At 70.6% G+C, this 19,810-nt stretch carries 11 protein-coding genes and 1 pseudogene; 2 read left to right on the top strand and 10 right to left on the bottom strand.

Annotation, left to right across the window (positions count from 1 at the left end; genetic code table 11):
- Positions 1 to 12: 12 nt before the first annotated feature.
- From PLJ28_RS05610 to PLJ28_RS05590, 5 genes and pseudogenes are all read right to left on the bottom strand, one after another.
- A pseudogene (locus tag PLJ28_RS05610) lies at positions 13 to 907 on the bottom strand (ribonuclease Z).
- Between the two features lie 296 nt (positions 908 to 1,203).
- Positions 1,204 to 3,768 carry a hypothetical protein gene (locus tag PLJ28_RS05605; RefSeq protein ID WP_298043601.1) on the bottom strand — a complete coding sequence of 855 codons (2,565 nt, stop codon included), beginning with the start codon at positions 3,766 to 3,768 and terminating at the stop codon, positions 1,204 to 1,206.
- 100 nt (positions 3,769 to 3,868) lie between these two features.
- Entirely contained in the window at positions 3,869 to 4,837 is a 969-nt protein-coding gene (locus tag PLJ28_RS05600) for a M28 family peptidase (RefSeq protein ID WP_183525501.1), read from the bottom strand.
- 62 nt (positions 4,838 to 4,899) lie between these two features.
- A complete protein-coding gene (locus PLJ28_RS05595; protein WP_298043599.1) occupies positions 4,900 to 5,781 on the bottom strand; it encodes a M20/M25/M40 family metallo-hydrolase in 882 nt (293 codons plus the stop codon).
- A 142-nt stretch (positions 5,782 to 5,923) separates the two neighbouring features.
- Positions 5,924 to 10,006, bottom strand: a complete 4,083-nt coding sequence (locus tag PLJ28_RS05590; RefSeq protein WP_324589964.1) for a Pls/PosA family non-ribosomal peptide synthetase — start codon at positions 10,004 to 10,006, stop codon at positions 5,924 to 5,926.
- A 449-nt stretch (positions 10,007 to 10,455) separates the two neighbouring features.
- On the opposite strand from PLJ28_RS05590, the gene ectB reads away from it, so the two are divergent.
- On the top strand, positions 10,456 to 11,736 hold the full coding sequence (ectB, locus tag PLJ28_RS05585; protein WP_324589963.1) for a diaminobutyrate--2-oxoglutarate transaminase: 1,281 nt from the start codon (positions 10,456 to 10,458) through the stop codon (positions 11,734 to 11,736).
- A 17-nt stretch (positions 11,737 to 11,753) separates the two neighbouring features.
- Here the strand turns inward: ectB and PLJ28_RS05580 are convergent, their stop codons facing one another.
- The 5 genes from PLJ28_RS05580 to PLJ28_RS05560 all read right to left on the bottom strand — a co-directional run bounded on the left by PLJ28_RS05580 (position 11,754) and on the right by PLJ28_RS05560 (position 18,718).
- On the bottom strand, positions 11,754 to 12,800 hold the full coding sequence (locus PLJ28_RS05580) for a zinc-binding dehydrogenase (RefSeq protein ID WP_221243350.1): 1,047 nt from the start codon (positions 12,798 to 12,800) through the stop codon (positions 11,754 to 11,756).
- A 173-nt stretch (positions 12,801 to 12,973) separates the two neighbouring features.
- Positions 12,974 to 14,446, bottom strand: a complete 1,473-nt coding sequence (locus tag PLJ28_RS05575) for a DUF2252 domain-containing protein (RefSeq protein ID WP_324589962.1) — start codon at positions 14,444 to 14,446, stop codon at positions 12,974 to 12,976.
- 221 nt (positions 14,447 to 14,667) lie between these two features.
- Positions 14,668 to 15,792, bottom strand: a complete 1,125-nt coding sequence (locus tag PLJ28_RS05570) for a class I SAM-dependent methyltransferase (RefSeq protein ID WP_298043591.1) — start codon at positions 15,790 to 15,792, stop codon at positions 14,668 to 14,670.
- A gap of 48 nt (positions 15,793 to 15,840) precedes the next feature.
- The gene (locus PLJ28_RS05565; RefSeq protein ID WP_324589961.1) at positions 15,841 to 17,523 is read right to left on the bottom strand and encodes a LuxR C-terminal-related transcriptional regulator; all 1,683 of its coding nucleotides are present in this window, start codon (positions 17,521 to 17,523) and stop codon (positions 15,841 to 15,843) included.
- Positions 17,524 to 17,593: 70 nt separating this feature from the next.
- Entirely contained in the window at positions 17,594 to 18,718 is a 1,125-nt protein-coding gene (locus PLJ28_RS05560; protein WP_324589960.1) for a YkvI family membrane protein, read from the bottom strand.
- Positions 18,719 to 18,966: 248 nt separating this feature from the next.
- Here PLJ28_RS05560 and PLJ28_RS05555 point away from each other — a divergent pair.
- A partial coding sequence (locus PLJ28_RS05555; RefSeq protein WP_502877077.1) for an alpha/beta hydrolase occupies positions 18,967 to 19,810 on the top strand: 844 nt, incomplete at its 3' end.

Here is a 19,810-nt window from a genome sequence, read left to right as displayed (position 1 = left end):
CCTCCGGGGTGGTCAGGGGCGGGCTGGCCGACGCCTCGGAAGCCGGCACCGCTCGAGGTCCCGGGCCACCCTGACCTCGGCACCCCCCCGCCCGAGCCCGGGCCTGCAGGCGCAGGGGCTCCAGGTCCTGGTACCGCGAGGAGAAATGGGTCAGCAGCAGGGTGCGCACACCGCCGTCGGCCGCCAGGGAACCGGCCTGCCCGGCTGTCAGGTGCCGGTAGTCCCGGGCCAGGCCGGCCTCGGCATCGGCGAAGGTGCACTCGGCGACCAGCAGGTCGGCCCGGTCCGCCAGGTCCTCGGCACCGGCACACGGGGCGGTGTCCATGACCAGGGCGAACCGCTGGCCGGGACGGAACTCGCTGACGTCCTCCAGGCAGACGCCGCGCAGCACGCCGTCCCGCTGCAACCGGCCGACGTCGGGACCGCCGATGCCGGCGGCCGCGAGCCGTTGCCGGGACAGGGTTCGCCCGTCCGGCTCCTCGAGGCGGTAGCCGTAGGCCTCGATGCGATGGCGCAGGGGCCGGACCGCCAGGCCGGGAGCCACCTCCCCGGCCGCCCCGTGGGGGTGCAGCCGGAGGTCGAGCCGGCCGGAGGCCAGGGAGACCAGCGCCCGGACCACGGGCTCCCCGGAGACCGGATAGTGCAGGTGCACCGGGTGCTCCACGCCGTCCAGCGCCATGCGGGAGAGGACACCGGGCACCCCATAGCAGTGGTCACCGTGGACGTGGGTCAGGCAGATCCGCCTGATCCTGCTGGCTGCCACGCCCGCGAGGGTCATCTGCCGCTGGGTTCCCTCGCCGGGATCGAACAGGAACCCCTCGCCGTCCCACAACAGCAGGTAGCCGTTCTGGTTGCGCTCACGGGTGGGGACCTGCGAGGCGGTGCCGAGGACCACGAGTTCTCGCATGCCCCGAGACTCGCACGGATCCTCCGCCCCGTCATCCCGCGGTGCTCCTGCCGGCCGGGGTCCCTTAACGAGTCAGGAGGCGGTCGCGATGACCGCCTCCTGAAGGACTGAGGATTGGTGGGCCCGTATCCCCCCGGGCTTGTTCCACCGTTCCGGTCCATGTGCACCGTCTCATAGGGCTCCTTCAGGTTATCGCCGGGCTCGTGCGGTCGACCAGTAGACCATCGTCCAGACTTCTGGCTCCGAACCGGCACTTTCGGCCAGGTCCGCCCATGTCACGTGCTGGTAACGTCCCATCACGGTTCGGTCGCGGGTCCAGGTCTGTCCCGGCCGAGACGAGTGACCAGGTCCTCCAGCGCGTGCGCGTAGACCACGGACTCCAGGTATCCCTGATGGGTGGCCACCGTGAACTGGTAGGCGCCGCGGACGAACTCCTCCGCCTGCACGTCCATGCCGTCCGCGGATCCGGAGGAACCGTAGCGCACGGTGAAGCCCAGGGGGTCATTGGGCCGGTGCAGGTTGGTCCACCGGTCCTGCACGATCCCCCACAGCGACCCCGGTGCCCGCAGGGACGCTGCCGCACCCGGCAGCCACTGCGTGGCCCGCTCCTGGTCGACCTCCTCGGCCAGCTCGGGTGGCCAGGGGTCGCGGCCGTCGGCCCAGGGCGGCGGGGCGGGAACGATCGAGAGCACCTGCGCACCCAGCACCTGGGGGAAGAAGCGGGCGAAGTACCGGCGCAACTGCGAACCGTAGCTCAGCAGCCCGATGCGCTGCAGCCGCTCCTCCGTCATGCCGCGGGCGGACAGGTGGAACAGCACGCAGACGGCCAGGACCCCACCCATCGAGTGGGCGGAGAGGATCACGCGCCGTACCCCGTCGGCCGGTTCCTCGAGCCACTCCTCGATCCGGTCGGTGACCTCCGGCACCACGCGCTCGGAGTAGCACGGCGGTCCGAAGGGATGGGCCTGGGTGGGCAGGAAGCACATGAGGTCCCACAGCAGTCCGGCCGGCCGGCTCTGGCCCCGGCCGGACAGGATCGCGATGGCGGCCACCAGCACCACGCCGATCCACAGTCCGACCGTGCCCGTCGCCCGGACCAGGGGCCACCACCCGTCCAGTCCGGGCCAGCCGACGAGCCACGCCGCGTTCAGCACCACGGAGACCGCCAGGCCCACCAGGACCGCGGCGGCCAGCCAGGCGGTGGCCACCTCCGCGCGGCGCAACAGCGAGGCGACCCGCCGCGACACGAACACGGCCCGCGTCGCGGTGCCGATGACCGGGGCGTCCGCCCAGGGGCCGGCATCGGCGATCAGGCGGTCTCGGACCTTCGTCAGCTCGTCGATCGCACCCTTCTCCCCCGCCCGCCAGGACAGGAGCAGTTGCACGGCAAGTCCCGCCAGGGCGGCTCCCGTGAGCGCGGTGAACCCCGAGGCGAACAGCAGGTGGACCACCGGCGGCTCGTGGCTGCCGAGCGTCCAGGCCGCCAGGATGACCGTGGAGAAGGACAGCAGCACGGCGAAGCCGACGGCCAGGGACGAGAACACGAACGGGCCGTGGCCGCCCCAGGCGACGGCGTCGTGGTCCTGTTCGGCCACGCCCCGGCGCGACCGCACCAGAAGGACCACCAGCAGGACGGCCAGGCACAGGGTCACCAGCACGGTGGCCAGCCCCCCACCACGGTCACCGGCCATCGCGGGGGCGTCGGCGGCCAGGCCCCCCGGTGCGGGACGACCGGACGGACGGACGTCCGCCACCGAGCACACGATCGCCGCCGTCAGCACCAGGGCCCCGGCGACGAGCAGGAACCGGTGGCCGGGCGGGGTGCGGGTGCGCGGATCGTGGGCCTGGGAGTTCAGGATGCGGACCCCGACGACGGCGGTCACCGCCAGTCCCCCGGCCAGCAGCACGATCCAGGCCACCTCCATCGGGCCGGGGACCATCGCACCGGGGTCCGCCGGGGCGCCGGGCCACCGGGCACCGGCCACCATCGCGTCGACCCTGGCCAGTGCCGCGATCGATCCGGTCCAGGCGAGCGCGCCCGCGATGTGCAGCAGGCCCAGGAACCGCATGCCCGACCCGACCCGCCACAGGCCGCTGCGGGCCAGGACGTGGCTGGGGGCGTTCCGGTCACCGGGGATCTCGTCGGTGGGCTCGAGGCCGTCGATGTGTTCAGGGTCGTCCGGCGCCGCTGCCATCACCGAGTGCGGCGGCGCCACCGGTGCGACGCCCGGCGGCCCGGGCAGGTACCGGGTGCGCGCCAGGGTGGACATCAGCGCGACGACGCCCAGTGCCAGCACGGGAAGGGTCGTCAGCACGGCCGTCCGGGTACCGGAGGGCCAGCCCGCCAGGGCGTCGCGGATGAACCCGCCCCGCCCGCCGGCCGCCATGTCCAGGGCGACGGTGGCCGCGGTACTGACGAAGAGCAGGGTCAGGGCCAGGCCGAGCAGCCGAACGGTGCCGGCCAGTCGCCCCTCGCCGATGACCTCGGGAAGCGGGCACCCTGCCGTGACGGGCGGGCTGGTGCCGGTGGGGGCCGACGTCGGGCCCCTGCCGAACTGGTGCCGGGACCAGTAGGCGGTGTTGGCCAGTCCGAACGGAGCCAGGGTGAACCAGACGGCGCGCACCAGGCTGTCCCCCAGCCGCCCGAGGGCCGGGAACCCGGTGAACCGGGCCAGCCGTCCCCAGGAGTAGGCCTCCACGCGGTGACCGGACTCGGAGGCGCGGTCGATGGAGAACCCGGCCAGCTGGTCACCGCGGGTGCGCTCGACGTTGGCCGGGATGGCCCGGAGCATGAGGTGGGACGGTGTGTTCCGGATTCCGTGGATCCGCAGCTCCAGCAGTCCCGGGTCCAGGTGCGGCATGGTCCCATCGTCCCCTGTGGGCGGGTGGATGGGAACGGCCGCCAGACGACGACCTGCGCGCTGGAGGAGCCGTGCCGGTGCTGAGAGGGTGGCGGGATCCTCACGGCCTCGTCACGGAGGCCGGTACGCCGGCGAGGCGGACGGCCGCGTGCACGAGGGCATCGGTCATGAGGGCCAGGGCGTCCAGGTTGACGTTGCGGAGGTCGTCACCGGGCTTGTGGTAGTGGGGATCGCACTTCTCCTTCGCCTGTCCGCCGAACAGGAGCGCCTCCTTCCTGCTCTTCTTCTCATCGTCCCCCGAGTACAGTCCGCCGACCGCGACGCCCTTCTTCGCGAAGGCCACCTGGTCGGAGTCGTAGTCCCAGTCCGTGGTCGTCCAGGCCTGGTGGAGGGAGTCGAAGTACCCGGTGAGGAGGTCCATGAGCCGCGTCGAGCCCGCCGGGATCTTGAGGTCGTGGTCGGTGTCCCGCGCGTCGTAGACCGCGATGATGGGGTTCGGTGAGGCGATCATGTCCACGTTCAGGTAGGAGGCGATGTTCCTGAGCCTGGCGGGATCGTTCTTGGCCAGGTCCTTGACGTAGTGCCGTGACCCGTAGGACTTGTCGAACTCCTCGGCCCCCCACCAGGCGAAGCGGACCTTGTGGTCGATCCGGTCCAGCCGGCTGATGGCCTTCGCGGCCTCCAGCACGGCCGCCACTCCCGAGCCGTTGTCGTTGATCGCCGCGGTGCCCGGCACGCCGTCGAGATGGGCCCCGAGCATGACCACGTGGTCGTCCCGGCCGGACACGGTCTCGGCGAGGATGTTGAAGGTACCGATCTCCCGGCCGTCCTCCCGGAAGGAGAAGTACTGGCGAGTGCTGCGATAGCCCGCGTCCGCCAGTTGCCGTTCAACGTACCGGGCCGCCGCCTCGTAGCCCGAGGTACCCGCGGCCCGATCGCCGTGCCGGTCGGCCAGGGCCTGGAGCTGCCGCAGGTGCTCGTAGGCGGCGGGCACGCCGTCGCGCGACACCGCGGGGGTGAAGCCCTGCAGGGGGGCGGGACGTGATCCCAGAAGCCAGCTCAGTTTCATGATGTCCTTGTCGTCCTAGTCGTCCTGGAGGTCGGTGGGTTGCGCTGGGCCCTGCCCGGAGGTCATTCCAGCGAACTGCTGTCCCGGGCCCAGGTGGTCGCGGCGTGCGTGATGGCACCGGTCATGATGTCCAGCGTCTCCAGGTCGACGTTGTCGAGGTCGTCCTGGGGGGTGTGGTAGTTCGGGTCACGGGGTGCCTTGGCCGTTCCCCCGAAGACGTCCGCCTCCCTCCGGGACTTCCGCTCGCCGCTGCCGGTGAACAGTCCGCCCGTCGGCACGTCCGCCCGGACGAAGGGCCTCTGGTCGGAAGCCATGTCCCAGTCCGTGGCCACCCAGGGCTGGTCCCGGGCATCGAAGTAGTCCGCGAAGAACCTCATGATCTTCACCGAGCCCTCGGGGATGTCCATGGATGCGTCGGCCGCCTGCGCGTCGTAGACCCCGATGACCGGGTTGGTCGAGGCCACCATGTCGACGTTCACGTAGGCCAGGACACTCTCGAGCTCGTCCTCCTCCTCGAGGTCGCGCACGTGGTGGCGGGAACCGTGGGGGCGCCGGAACTCCTCCGCGCCCCACCACGCGAAGCGGATCCTGTTGGTCACGGTGTCCTGCGCGCCCAGGACCGTGGCGGCCTCCAGCAGCGCCGCCGCGCCCGAGGCGTTGTCGTTGATCCCGGGGCCGCCGGGAACCCCGTCGAGGTGCGCACCCAGCATGATGACCTCCTCGTCACTGCCCTGTTCCGTCTCGGCGATGATGTTGAAGGTCTCGAACTCCTCACCGTCGTCGTCGACGGTGAAGTACTGGCGGGTGCTGTCGAGACCAGCGCTCTCCAGCTGTTGCTCGACGTACTGGGCGGCCGCCTCGTACCCCGGGGTGCCCGCCGCACGGTCCCCGTGCTCGTCGGCCATGGCCTGGAATTGCTGCAGGTGTCCGTGGACGCGGCTCACGGGCGCCCCCTTCCGGGGATCACCCGCCCACTGCCCGGCGAGGACGACGGCGACCACCAGCGCCACCGCGCCGATCGCGAGGAGCGCGATGTTCCTCGTCCGCCTCCTGCCGGGCCGCCCGTGGACCGGGCTCCGGCCCCGGTCACGGAACACGGGGCCCGTCTACGGCGGGGACTGCGGGTGCGGTCTCGATCTCCTGTGCGGGGTTGCCACCGAACCGGGCGCCTGCCGGTACCCTGGCGCCCTTCATCAGGAAGGAGTCCGGTTCCACGACCGAGCCCTCGCCCATCACGACGTCGTAGTGCACGTAGACGTACACGCCGACGGTCGCGTTGTCCCCGATCTCGATCGCGTCCAGCTTGAACAGGCCGTCCTCCATCGAGTGGCACTGCACGATGCTGTGGGCGTTGAGGGTCACGTCGTCGCCGATGGTCACCAGGGTCTTCTCCGGGATGACGCAGCCGTCGTCGAAGACCCGCTTGCCCATCCGGACGCCCAGCAGGCGCCAGAAGAAGGGCTTGAAGGGGGTCCCGTTGAACGCCGGCAGGGGATAGGTGATGAACCTCCAGAACCGCTCGTGCCGCCAGAAGGGCACGTCGTAGATCGAGCTCTTCGTGGGGACCATCCTCCGGAAGCCGTAGGTGGCGCGCTCGCACAGGATGACGAAGATGGCGAAGAAGGCGTAGAAACCGACGATGCCGACCAGGAGCCCCAGCCCGGTGATCGCCGGGTAGAAGGCCACGACGACCACGGCGGCCAGCAGCCCGACGTAGGCCAGGACGCAGCGGCTGAGCAGGTACAGCGTGATCGAGGCCGCGTTGTGGCGGTTCTTGGCGCGCAGCCCGCGCTGGATCCCCTCCGGTGTGTCGATCCGGAGGGCGTCGTCACCCCAGTCGACCGTGCGGGGGATCTCGAACGGGGGCGAGCCCAGCAGTCCGACGTCCTCGCGGACCTCGCCGTGGGTGGGCACGTGGGTCTTGCTGCCGAAGAGGACGTTGTCGCCGGTGCGGGCGGCGGCCGGGAACGGGACGTCGTTGCCGAAGAAGTTCTTGGCGCCGATCGTCACCGGCATGACCCGGAAGGACGTCCCGGAGTACTCCGCGTTCATCACCGACAGGCCGTCGGAGACCATCGTCCCGGATCCCACGATGGTCAGGTAGGGGTTCTCGTGGGTCGCCTCCGGGCCGAAGTTCGATCCGGTCTGCTGCAGGTTCGGCTGCTTGTAGCCCAGCAGGCGGAGGTAGTGCACCACCAGGGAGCTGTCGGCGGTGATGTGCATCAGCGGGAAGACGTCGGTCAGGAAGAAGATGGCCCGGTGGGCCGCATAGTGCAGGCCGTAGAGCGGGTAGGCCTTCCCCGGCGTGATGAGCAGGTACAGGAGCCGGGGAATCGTGGTGGCCACGAGCAGGGCCAGGAGCAGTCCGCCGATGACCACGATGACGGAGACCAGGACCAGGTCGAGGTAGAACCCCGGGTTCGCCAGGTTCAGGTGTCCGGTGTCCAGGTAGGGCGGCAGGAGCAGCGCGATGAGCAGCAGGGGCAGCGGGCTGAACACCGCCGCGTTGGTGATCAGGGTGGACAGGCCGTAGACGAACCGCCGCCGCTTGCTGGTGGGCATCGGCCCGACCCGCTGGAACCTCACGTCGGCCGGGATCGCAGGGGACCCGTACCAGCTCTCACCCGCGGGGACGGTCTGCAGGCGCTGCAGGGAGGACGCGTGGCCCAGCTGGGCCCCGTCCTCCATCGTGGTGTGGATGTCCAGGACCGTCTTCTCGCTGACGTGGACGTTCTCGCCCAGCGTGACCCGGCCGGTCTGGATCCATCCCTGGTGGGCGCGGTATCCGAGGTAGTGGGACTCCTTGTGGATCACCGTGTTGTCACCGATGGTCAGCAGGTCGGTGCACACGGGCAGGCTCCAGCTCATGATCGTGACGTTGGAGCCGATCTTCGCACCCATCAGGCGCAGGTAGAACGGGAGGACCGGGGTCCCGACGAACACTGCCATCGGATTCATCTGCACGAGCGCCTTGACGAACCAGAACCTGAGATACGCCAGGCTCCAGATCCGGATGTGCTGTTCCTTCCACCGGCCGATCACCATCCACTTGAGCGCGATCGGCGCGAGGCAGACCAGGAGGAAGAAGCCCACGGTGAAACCCACCGAGCGGAGCCAGAGCTCGAGGATCCCGTTGCCCTCGATCACCCACTCGTAGCCGGCCACCAGGACGAACATGAGGGCACCGGAGTAGGCCAGGGAGACCACGGCCTGCAGGACGCCGCAGAGCACGAAGTCGAAGGTGGTGGCCCGCCGGGCCGCGGGCGCGTCGTACGGTTCCGCCCACTCCACCGCGCTCGTGCCGGTCGCCAGCGCTGCCGCGAGCTGCCGGATGGTGGGGTGCTGGTAGATGTCCTGCACACCGAGGGGCGGCAGTTCGGTCTCCCGGCGCAGCGCGGCGGAGAACTGGGCGATCGTCAGGGAGTTGGCGCCCAGCTCCTCGAAGACGTGCGCCTCGACGGAGACGAGCTCCAGGCCCAGCACCGACCCGAGCTGTTCGGCCAGTGCCTCCTCGGTACCATTGGCAGGCGCCACGTATTCGACGTCGGTCGCGACGCCCAGCCGGTTCTTCGGCGTGGGCAGGCTCTTGCGGTCGGCCTTGTCGCTGGGGAGCATCGGCATGGTCTCGAGCTGCTCGTAGTAGGCCGGGACCATGTACCCCGGCAACCGGTCGCGGAGCTCGTCCTGGATCAGGTGGGGATCGAGGGAGGAGACGTCGCTGCGCAGCGTGTAGAACGCGGCCAGCTCGACCATTCCCGGAGCCGGCTCGTGGGTGTCGACCACGGCCTGGGCGATCCCGGGCACCTGCAGGAGGACGGATTCGATCTCGGACAGCTCGATCCGGTAGCCGCGGATCTTCACCTGGGTGTCGATGCGGCCGAAGTACTCGATCTCCCCGAACTCGTTGACACGGCACAGGTCCCCGCTGCGGTAGATGCGCCCGGAGGGGTTGTTCGGGATGTCCAGGAAGTCGTCGATGAAGACCTGGCTGGTCTTCTCCGGGTTGTTCAGGTACCCGGCGGCGACCCCGATGCCGGCGATGCCGAGTTCGCCCATCTCACCGGGGGCCAGGGCCCGTGGCTCGTCCGGGTCCAGGATCATGGTCGTGTAGGTCGGCAGGGGCTGGCCGAGGGTGATCGGCTTCCCGGGTTCGAGGACCTCCATGGTCGCGGTCACGGTCGCCTCGGTGGGGCCGTAGACGTTGAGGAACCGCCGGCCGGGCAGGTGCCAGCGCTCGGCCAGGTCGCGGGGGCAGGCCTCACCGGAGACCAGCAGGAACCGGAGGTCCGGCAGCTCCCCCTCGATGGTCGCCAGCAGCGTGGGCACGCAGCACATCGCCGTGATGCGGTTCTCGAGCAGGTACTCCTCGAGGTCCGCGCCGAGCATGCTCGCCGAGCTGGGCTTGGGCACGAGCGTGGCGCCGACCATCCACGGCACCCACATCTCCTCGACGGAGAAGTCGAAGGCGATGGTCAGGCCCTGGTAGACACGGTCATCGCTCCGGTACCCGTAGACCTCCGCGGCGACACGGAGGAAGTTGCAGATGCTGGGGTGTTCGATGGCCACGCCCTTGGGGCGCCCGGTCGAGCCCGAGGTGTAGATGATGTAGGCCAGGTCCTCGACCGGCTCGGGCTTCTCGTCCTCGCCGAGCCGGGAGGAGGGCAGCTGCTTGATCAGCGGCACCTCGGTGTCCAGTGCCAGGGCGATCACGCTGGTCTCCGGCAGCACGTTGACCAGGTGGTTCAGGGTCAGGACCCTGCTGCACCCGGAGTCCTCCATGATGTAACCGATGCGGTCGGCGGGGAAGCCGGCGTCGAGGGGCACGTACGCGGCCCGGATCTTCAGCACCGCCAGCATCGCGGCGTAGGACCAGATGCCCTGGTCGAAGAGCAGCGCGATCCTGTCACCGGCCTTCGCACCGTCGGCCAGCAGGAACCGGGCCAGCTGGTTCGCCATGGCGTCCAGCTGCGCGTAGGTCAGCGTCCTGTTGCCGGTGTCCACGGCCAGCTGGCCTGCCCGTCCCTCGCGGGCCAGGGCGTCGCACTGTTCCTCGAACAGTGTCTCCATCCGCTCCCCCGGACGCCACCGGACCTCCTGGTCGTGCGGGGACTGGAGCAACAGGAACGACTCGGCCGGAGCCGCGTCGGTCGCGCGGACCTCGGTCAGCATGCCGGGGGTGTCCACGCTGGATTCGGATATTTCTTCCGGAGCCATCGAAAGCCTCATGATTCTGCGCATAGGGGGTCTGAGAGACGGTGCCCGCGACCACAGGGCGGTCGCGGCATCGCCTCCCACGGTATGGACGCAGCGCACGGCGCAGATCCGTGACGCATACTCGATTCCCCACCGCCATACGCGTGGTCCACCCGCTCGATACCCGGACTCCACTGATGACCCACGTGCTCACCCTCGACGGTGCGACGCGCCGGCGTGCACCAGCGGTGGCCCACCGCCCTCAGGGCCCGCGTCCGGTGCGGTCTGGGCACGTAGGTACGGGACAAGTGGCTTCCACCCATGTCCGGGGCGGCGCCCGTTCGTACGGTGGTTATGACCGCGAGGTCTGCCCGGGCCGGTGACCCCATCCCCGTCACGGCCATCCCAGCTGGAAGGAAAGTGCAGTGTCCGATCACCACGACGTCTTCACCGAACGAGAGTCCCAGGTCCGGAGCTACTGCCGGTCATTCCCCCACGTGCTGAGCACGGCCGTGGGCAGCCTCCTGTACGACGGTGAGGGCAACGAGTACATCGACTTCCTCGCCGGGGCCGGTTCCCTGAACTACGGGCACAATGACCCGGACATGAAGGCCGCCCTGATGGAATACATCGCCGGGGACGGCATCACCCACGGCCTGGACCTGCACACCGAGGCCAAGGCCCGCTTCCTGACCACGTTGCAGGAGGTCATCCTCGCTCCGCGGGGCATGGACTACCGGGTGATGTTCACCGGCCCCACCGGCACCAACGCCGTCGAGGCCGCGCTGAAGCTGGCCCGCAAGGTGACCGGCCGCAGCAACGTCATCGCCTTCACCAACGCGTTCCACGGCGGCAGCGCCGGGGCCCTCGCGGCGACCGGCAATCAGCATCACCGTATGTCCGGGCTGGGGCTGCACGGGGTCACCCGCATGCCGTACGACGGCTACAACGGTGACGGGGTGGACACCAGCGAGACGCTGGCGAAGATGCTGGCCGATCCCTCCAGCGGGGTCGACGCCCCGGCGGCCATCCTCCTCGAGGTCGTCCAGGGCGAGGGCGGGCTCAACCAGGCCTCCCCGGAATGGCTCCGGCGCATCGCCTCCCTGGCCGCCGAATACGGCGCCAAGCTGATCATCGACGACATCCAGGCCGGCTGCGGACGCACCGGGACGTTCTTCAGCTTCGAGGAGATGGGCGTGGACCCGGACATGGTCGTCCTGTCCAAGTCACTGTCCGGGTTCGGGCTGCCGATGTCCATCCTGCTGATCCGTCCGAAGCTGGACGAGTGGCTGCCCGGGGAGCACAACGGCACGTTCCGGGGCAATGCGCACGCCTTCGTCACCGCAGAGGTGGCGTTGCGGAAGTTCTGGACCACGGCCGACTTCGCCGAGACCGTCAGCCGCCGTTCGGCCAGGGTCCGCGAGTGCCTGCTGGACCTCTCGAAGCTGATCCCCGGGTCCCGGGTCAAGGGACGGGGGATGATGCAGGGCCTGGACGTCCTCGACGAGCAGACCTCGGCGACCATTCGGCGCACCTGCGTGCAGAACGGCCTGCTGATCGAGGCCGCCGGTCCGCACGACGAGGTCATCAAGGTCATGGCGCCCCTGACCACGGACGACGAGGTCCTCGAGCGCGGCCTGGCGATCCTGCGCTCTGCCGTGGAGGAGCACGTCGCCCAGGTGAGGACCCTGGCACTCGCCAGCTGACGCCGGGCGAGGCGTGATCACGGCACCAGCATCACCTTGAGTGCCTCGCGGGCGTCCATGGCCGCGTAGGCCTCGGGGGTCTGGTCCAGGGGCAGGGAGCGGTCGAAGACCCTGCCCGGGGTGATCTCTCCCGAGAGCACCCCGGGCAGTGCCCGCTCGATGTAGGCCCGCACCGGCGCCGTCCCACCGGTGACCGTGATGCTGTTCCGGAACAACCGCCCGCCCAGGGGTGCCTCCGCGAATTGCGGCACGCCCACGCGCGAGATGGTCCCGCCCGGGCGGACCGCGCCCACGGCCTGTTCGTGCGCCGGCAGGTGCCCCACGGCCTCGATCACCACGTGGGTGCCCTCCCCGGACGTCAGGTCCCGGACCCGGTCGATGCCCTCCGGTCCGCGTTCGCTGACGACGTCGGTCGCGCCGAACTCCCGCCCCAGGTCGGTCCGCGCGGCGTGACGGCCCATCAGGATGATCCGCTCGGCGCCGAGTTGCCGGGAGGCCAGGACCGCGGAGAGCCCGACGGCGCCGTCCCCGACGACGGTGACGGTCGTGCCGCGGCCGACCCGCCCCATGTGGGCGGCGTGGTATCCGGTGAGGTACACGTCGGAGAGGCTCAGCAGGCTCGCGAGCAGGTCCTCGGAGCCGTTGCCGGTCTCGTCGACGCCGGGCACCACCACCAGGGTCCCGTCGGCCTGCGGGACCCGCACGTACTCGGCCTGCAGCCCGATACCCTGGCCGCCGAAGAAGCCGCCGTGCAGGCAGGAGACGTGGAAGCCCTCGCGGCAGTGCACGCAGGTGTTGTCCTGGTAGGTGAAGGAGGAGATCACCAGGTCACCGGGCGTGAGGGTGGTGACCTCCGCGCCGGTCTCCTCCACGATGCCGATGGCCTCGTGGCCCATCGGGCTCCCGGTCTGCGCCGCGGGCATGGTGCGGAAGGGGTGCAGGTCCGAACCGCACACGCAGGAGCGCACGGTCCGGATGATCGCGTCGGTCGGTTCCCGGAGGGTGGGGTCGTCAACGGTCTCGACGCGGACGTCTCCCGCGCCGTACATGAATGCGGCCTTCATGGCGTGTGATGCCTCTGCTCCTGATCGTCGGAGGGCGCTCTGGCCCGTCTGGTCCGTACCCACCGTACTGCCGGGCGCCACGGGCCGGCCGGGGCGGAGGTGTCCTCCTCACTCCCCCGTCCCCGGCCGCACCGCCGCCGGCCGCTCGCCCCCCGCCGAGGGCCCGTCCGGCCCTACACGTCGCGGGCGATCGCGACCCGTCCCCCGCGTGCGGCCTGCTCCAGGGCGGCATGGTCCTGCTCGTTGCGGTCGGCATACCGGGCGGCGAAGTCGGCGAGCGCCTCGTCGAAGCCCCGGCCCTTGCGCAGGTAGGCGTCGATCGCGAACCGGTCCCCGGACCGGGCGTGGGATCGGGCCAGGATCCAGGCACAGTACCGGCCGTAGACCTCCAGGCTGTCGGGGGCGAAATCCTCGATCTCGAACTGGCCCTTCCAGTCCCGCAGCTGGCGGACGTAGTAGTCGCGCACGGTGTCGTTCACCCGGGCCCGTTTCCAGCCGAGCAGCAGGTCGCCGGTGGCCTGCATGATGCGCTGGCCGGTCACGACCCGCTGCCCCTGGGAGGCGTGGCCGGGCACCATGTCGATGCCGGCCTCGTCCGCGGCTCCGACCGTGACCCCCCGGTCGGCGGCGAGCGCCAGGCCGTGCTCCAGCACAGATGCCCGGGCCTCCTTGGACTGCAGGACCAGGGGGTCCATCCCGCCGGCCCCCTCCAGGAGGTACACCCAGGCCCGCCTGCCCACGCTGCCGACGCCCACCACCTTCCGGGCGACGTCGGTGAGCGTGTACTGCTGGAGCATGTGGCGCACGGCGGGCCCGAGGGTCTGGGCGTAGTCCGCCATCATCTCCAGCAGCGTGGCGCGGCGCAGGGCGGCGTCCCCTCCGGGGTAGACCTGGTCGAGGGGCACGAGCAGCGGGGGATCGAGACGGAACCGCAGGTGGCCGTCCACCACCTCGGTGGTCTTCCGGGCGGCCTGCCACCGGTCCCGGGACAGGGACTTGCACACGGCCCGGTCCACGCGCCGCATGGCGGCCTCGTCCAGGACGCGGCGCAACTCGTCCAGTGAGGCGACCACGTCCAGTCGCGCGTACCAGAGGTCGATCTCCCCCATACCGGTGAAGCCGCGCATGGCCTTGCGGTAGGACTTGGACATCGCCGCCACCGCGCGTCGGCACACCGAGGGGTCGAAGCCGTTGTCCCGGCCCGCGGCCTCGATGCTGGCGGCCAGGCGCTTGAGGTCCCACTCGAAGGGCCCGGGGTAGGTCTCGTCGAAGTCGTTGACGTCGAAGACCAGCCGCCGCTCGAACGAGGCGAACAGCCCGAAGTTGCCCACGTGCGCGTCCCCGCACAGCTGGGCGTGCAGCCCGGTGTTCGGCACGGACCCCAGGTCATCGCTCATGATCACGGCGGCGCCGCGGTAGAAGGTGAACGGCGAGACCAGCATCCGCCCGTAGCGCACGGGCACCAGCCCGGGAATGTCACCGGCAGCCTGCCGTTCCAGCAGCGCCACGGGGTCGACGCCGGCCGGCCGGACGGGCAGCTCGGCGTGCGCCTCGTGCGGAACGGCCCGCCGGGCACGTTCACCGCGCGCACGCCGTGACTCGATGCTCGGGGCGTCCTCCCGCATCCGCGGGACGGTCTCAGCCATCGGAGGACCTCGCGCAGCACCGTGACATGACAGGCTCCTCCGTTCGCCGGCGACGGGCGTGTGCCGGCCGTCCCTCCATGCTCGGATCACCGGTCCGGGCACTCAAGGACTCACCGGCCGCAGGAGGGCCCGGGATACTCCGGAGCCCGGTGGCCCGGGCAGTCCTGACGCGTCATCGGGGGCCGGGCCCAGCCGGCCCGGCCCCCTGGGGGTCGGCGTGCTCAGTCCTTCGACGCGACGTAGTAGGTGTTGAACGGGTCGGTCGCGATGTCCTTGGCCTCGACGGTGGTGAAGCCCGCCTCGGACACCATCCGCTCCGCCACCTGCCGGCCCCACACCGTGCCCAGCCCGTCCCCACCGAGGCCGAGGGAGACGCTCATGCAGTGGAACATCGAGATCGCGTAGAGGTAGCTGGCCCAGGGCAGGCTGAGGTTGTCCTCCACCTGGCTCTCGGCCCTGATGTCCACCATCAGGAACACGCCACCCGGCCGGAGGGCCCGGTGGATGTTGCCCAGCACCCGGGCGGGATGGGCCTGGTCGTGGATGGCGTCGAAGGCCGTGATGGCGTCGAATCCCTCCGCCACGTCCAGCGCGGCGACGTCGAGGACCTCGAACCGGGCATTGTCCAGGCCCCACTCGGCCGCCTCCCGGCGGGCCGTGGCGATGGCGTCCGCGGAGAAGTCGTATCCGGTGAACCGGCTGCCCGGATAGGCGGCCGCCATGAGGTTGATGGCGTGGCCGGAACCGCATCCGATGTCGGCCACGTCGATCCCGGCCTCCAGTCGCTCCGGCAGGCCCTCGACGAGTGGCAGGATCCCGTCGATGAGGGAGGCGTCGTTCACCGCGGCGCTCTCCTGGGCCATGATGCGGTGGAAGTCCGGGTAGTCCGCATAGGACAGCCCGCCGCCGTGGTGGAACCGCTCCACGATCGGCTGCTCCACCCGTCCCATCACCCCGATGTACTGCATGAGATGGGCCATGTTGTCCGGGCCGGCGGACTCGGTGAGGACGGCGGCGTGCTCCGGTGGCAGCACGTGGGTGCGGGTGTCCGGGTGGTAGCGGACGATGCCGGCCGTCACCATGCCCGCCAGCCATTCCCGGACGTAGCGTTCGTCGAGGTGTCCCGTGTCCGCCAGCTGCTGGCTGGTGGATCCCGGGTGGCGCACCATCAGCTCGAAGAGCCCGGCCTGGTGCCCGACGCTGATGAGCAGGGCGATGGCCCCCTGGTTCATGAAGCCGACGCAGCGTTCCGCGAAGGCGGCCACGGCGGCGGGGTCGGCCTCCGGCACCGGGGGTGCTGACGCGGTCCCGGCGTCGGTCTGGTGGGACGAGAGTTGCGTGGTCACTGGTCTCTCCTTCGTGGGTGGTGCCAGTGTTCCCTGGCACCGTCAACGCTAGGAGCGGCGCCCCGTCGTGACATCGGGCGGAGTACCCATGGTCCCGCCGCCGGCATGGGGCATTCGATGCAGCCCGTGTTCGTGCGCCCACGCGGCGGCCGCGGTGCGGGAGCCCACCCCGATCTTGGTGAAGATGTTGGCCAGGTGCCGGCCGACCGTCTTCTGGCTGATGAACAGGGCCTCGGCCACCGCGCGGTTGCTGGCTCCGTCGGCCACGAGCGCCAGGACGTCGGCCTCGCGCCCGGTGAGCCCGCCGGGCAGCTGACCACCCCCCAGCCTCCGGACGTCCGGACGCGCGCCGAGGCCGCTGTAGAGGGCCAGCGCCTGGGCCAGGTCGGCGGCCGCCGCCCCGCTCGCGCCGAGCCCGCGGTGGGCCCGGGCCAGGAGCTCGTGCATACGGGCGGTCTCGTGCCGGGCCCCCAGGGCACGGTATTCGGCGGCCGCCCGGCGCACCACGGGCAGGGCCTCGGCATACCGTTGACCCGTCACCAGCACCAGCGCCCGCGCGTGGGCCGCCCAGGCCCGGAACCCGGGGGTGCCGAAGTCCGTGGCCGTGGACTCCAGTTCCGAGCACAGGTGCTCGGCCTCCTGCACCCGTCCCAGGGACAGGGCCACCTCCACGCCGGCGCCCAGCAGCCCTGCCCCGGCCAGCCGGTCCCGTCCGGCCAGTGCCGCGCACAGAGCGGCCCAGGCGTCCTCGGACCTGCCCTCGGCGTGCAGGAGCAGTGCCTCCCCCGGTTGAGGATCGGTGCCGAGGCGCCGGGACTGGTCGTAGGCCGCCCGCGCGGCGGCAGTGTCACCGCGGAGCCGGCGGATCTCGCCGAGCTGGTAGAAGGCCTCCGCGGCGACCCAGTTGTTGCGGCCGATGAGTTCGGTGCCGCTGCGTTCGATGGCCTCCTCCGCCTGGTCCCAGTGGCCCTCGACGCACTGCAGCTGGAGCCGGTGGATGCGGCAGATGCCGGAGTAGACGACCTCGCCCCGGAACTGGTGGCACCACTGTTCGGTGGCCTGGGTCCAGGCGCGCATGCGCGGCAGGTCGGCCAGGGCGTGGCAGGCGTGGATCACCGTGCAGTAGATGTCCCCGGCCCACTCCGGCGGCAGCTGCCCCGCCAGCACCGGCAGCATGGCCTCGTCCAGTTGCGCGAAGCCCCGGGCGGTCGCACCGTCGCGGATGTCGGCCAGGCCGGACAGGACCAGGCTGAACGAGGTCAGTTGCGGAGCCCGCAACCGCCGGCCCAGGTCGTCCAGCCTGGCCGCTGTCTCCCGGGTGGGCCGCAGGTCCCCGTAGTCCAGGTCCACGGACGCGTCCAGGTACAGCAGGTACCCGTGCTCCACGCAGTCCGGGAGGTCCTTGAGGAGGCGCCGGACGCGGCTGGCCCAGCCGGAGGAGATCACGAGGTCGCCGCGGATGAACCACAGCAGTCCCAGGTTCAGCGCCTTCATGGCGGCCGCGAGGGGGGCGCCGTCGTCCTCGTAGCGGTGGTAGACCTCCTCGGAGAGGGAGACCGACTCCCTGACCTCCCCGACCCACCACAACGTGCTGCTGTACCGGTCCAGGTCCTCCGTGGGCAGCTCCCCCAGCGAACGGGCCCGGGCGAAGTCGCGGTGGGCGCTGTCCCACTCGCCGCGGGCGAATGACGCCCGGGCCGCCGTCAGCAGGGTGGTGCCGTTATCAGCCATCGGGACTCCTGGTCCACTGTATCCCCGGCCGGGCCGGGAGTCACGGAGTGGCCGGTCAGGACCCCACGGGCTAGGGGGCCTGGCGCCGGACCGTCCGTGTCAGCGTCCTGACGACCATGAGCACCAGCAGCAGGATGCCCACGTAGCCGTTGATCACGTAGACGATGTTGACCATCTGGTCGAACGGCAGGATCAGGCCGATGATCGTGCCGAGGGCGGCCAGGCCGAGGGTGAGGAACTTGTAGGGGCGGGTCTTGTCCGTGAAGAACCGGGAGGAGACCGTCCACAGCAGGGGCACCGCCGTGGTGTAGATGCCGGCCAGGATGATCACGGCGAAGCCCGCGGCCAGCCAGGGGGCGGCGTCGGAGGCCAGGACGAGCATCGGGATCTGGGTGCCGGCGACCATCTCGATGTTCGCCAGCAGGCCGAGGCCGACGACGATGCAGGCCACGGAGAAGACCACGCCGCCGAGGACTCCCCCGCTGGCGGCCTCCCGCCGGGTGCGGGCGGTCTTGCCCAGCGCGGTCAGGAAGGCCGCGAGCCACAGCATGCAGAAGCCCACGTAGGACAGACCGGCCATGAACCAGTTGGTGGAGGCCTGGGTCAGGTCCAGTTCCGGGAGGATGGCCGCTCCGCTGACGATCCCCTCCGGGTTGCGGAGGACGCCGAGGATGCCGAGGGCGACGGCGATCACCACGATCAACGGCCCGACCTTGCCGATGACGTCCACCAGGCTCTTCAGTCCGAACCAGACCGTGATGCCCACGGCGGCGGCCAGGCCGATCCCCCCGACGAACTTGGACATCCCGTAGTGCTCCTCGAACACCGCGCCGGCACCGGCGACCATCACGGTGAAGGACAGGAACACGAACAGGATGGAGAAGTAGTCGAAGAAGGTGCCCAGGTAGCGCCCGCAGTAGTAGTGGAAGATCCGTGAGGGCCGGTCGAACGCCCTCGCCTGGCCGACCACGAAGAACTCGACGCACACGTAGGTGATCAGCACCAGGACGAGCAGCCCCGTGCCGAAGATGCCCCAGTACCCGTAGGACGTGAAGTACTGCAGGATCTCCTGGCCGGTGGCGAAGCCCGAACCGATGAGGAAGGCGATGATCGCCCCGGCGTAGGTGATGACCCGCAGCGCGCTGGTCCTCTCCACGCTGGCCAGATGGGTGCTTGAGGCGGGTGGTGCGGTCATGGGAGGACCGGGCCTTTCGTCGAGGGGACTGATATATCAGTATCGCCAGAACCGTATTTCAGATGTGTGACCTAGTCAACAGTTTTCTGTTACAAACATTGCCCTCCACACCCGCGGCGGGCACGATGCCCCGGGTGCGTGTCGATCGGGCGCCGGCCCGAGGGCGGGCGCGGTGCCGCCTGCCACCCCGAGGTGGGCCTCTACGCTGGGTACATGGAACCCTCTGCCCCCGACCACTCCGCCCGTCCGTGAACCGACTCTCCCGCGCAGTGCTGGGCCTGTTCGCAGCACCGCGGCTCAACATGCGTGAGGACTACGGGAAGGTCCGACGCGTCCAGCGCCGCCTCGCGACGCTGACGGCCCCACGGCACCGGACCCCGTACCGGCAGGAGTCGTTCACCGACGGCGGCGCGCCGATCCCGGTCCGGATCTTCCAGCCCAGGGAACGGCGGCGCGACGACGTCCTGCTCTTCTTCCACGGCGGTGGCTGGGTCACCGGTGACATCGTCAGCTACACCTCGGCCTGCACCACGATGGCCGATCTCACCGGGTGCGTGGTGGCCTCCGTGGACTACAGGCTGGCACCGGAGCACCCCTTCCCGGCGGGGCTGGAGGACTGCTACCGCGTGGCCAACGCCCTGCTGCGGGACCCGCACAGGGCGGGCATCGAGAATGCCGGCAAGATCGTCCTGGTGGGTGACTCGGCCGGGGGCAACCTGGTGGCAGCCGTCTCCCTGCTGCTGAAGGAGCGTGGTCAGCGGGGCGCGGACCGCCAGATCCTCCTCTACCCGGTGACCCACTGGGACCACGATCCCCAGACCTCGCCGTTCGCCTCGGTGCACCACCACGGGGAGGGTTACCGGCTCACCAACACCGAGGTCGAGGACTACTTCGAGCTCTACGTCCCCGATCCGGGACAACGTCGCGACCCGCGGGTCGCCCCGCTGATGGCGACCGACCTGTCCGGACAGCCCAGGACGCTGGTGATCACGGCCGAACGGGACCTGCTGTGCGACGAGGGCGAGGCCTACGGCCGCGCGCTCGAGGAGGCCGGGAATGCGGTGCGCGTCCACCGGGTGGACGGGGCGCTGC

Source organism: Citricoccus sp. (assembly GCF_035445025.1).
Classification (GTDB): Bacteria; Actinomycetota; Actinomycetes; order Actinomycetales; family Micrococcaceae; genus Citricoccus.
Note: the sequence above shows the minus strand (reverse complement) of the source record. Positions and strands in the feature narration are given on the sequence as shown.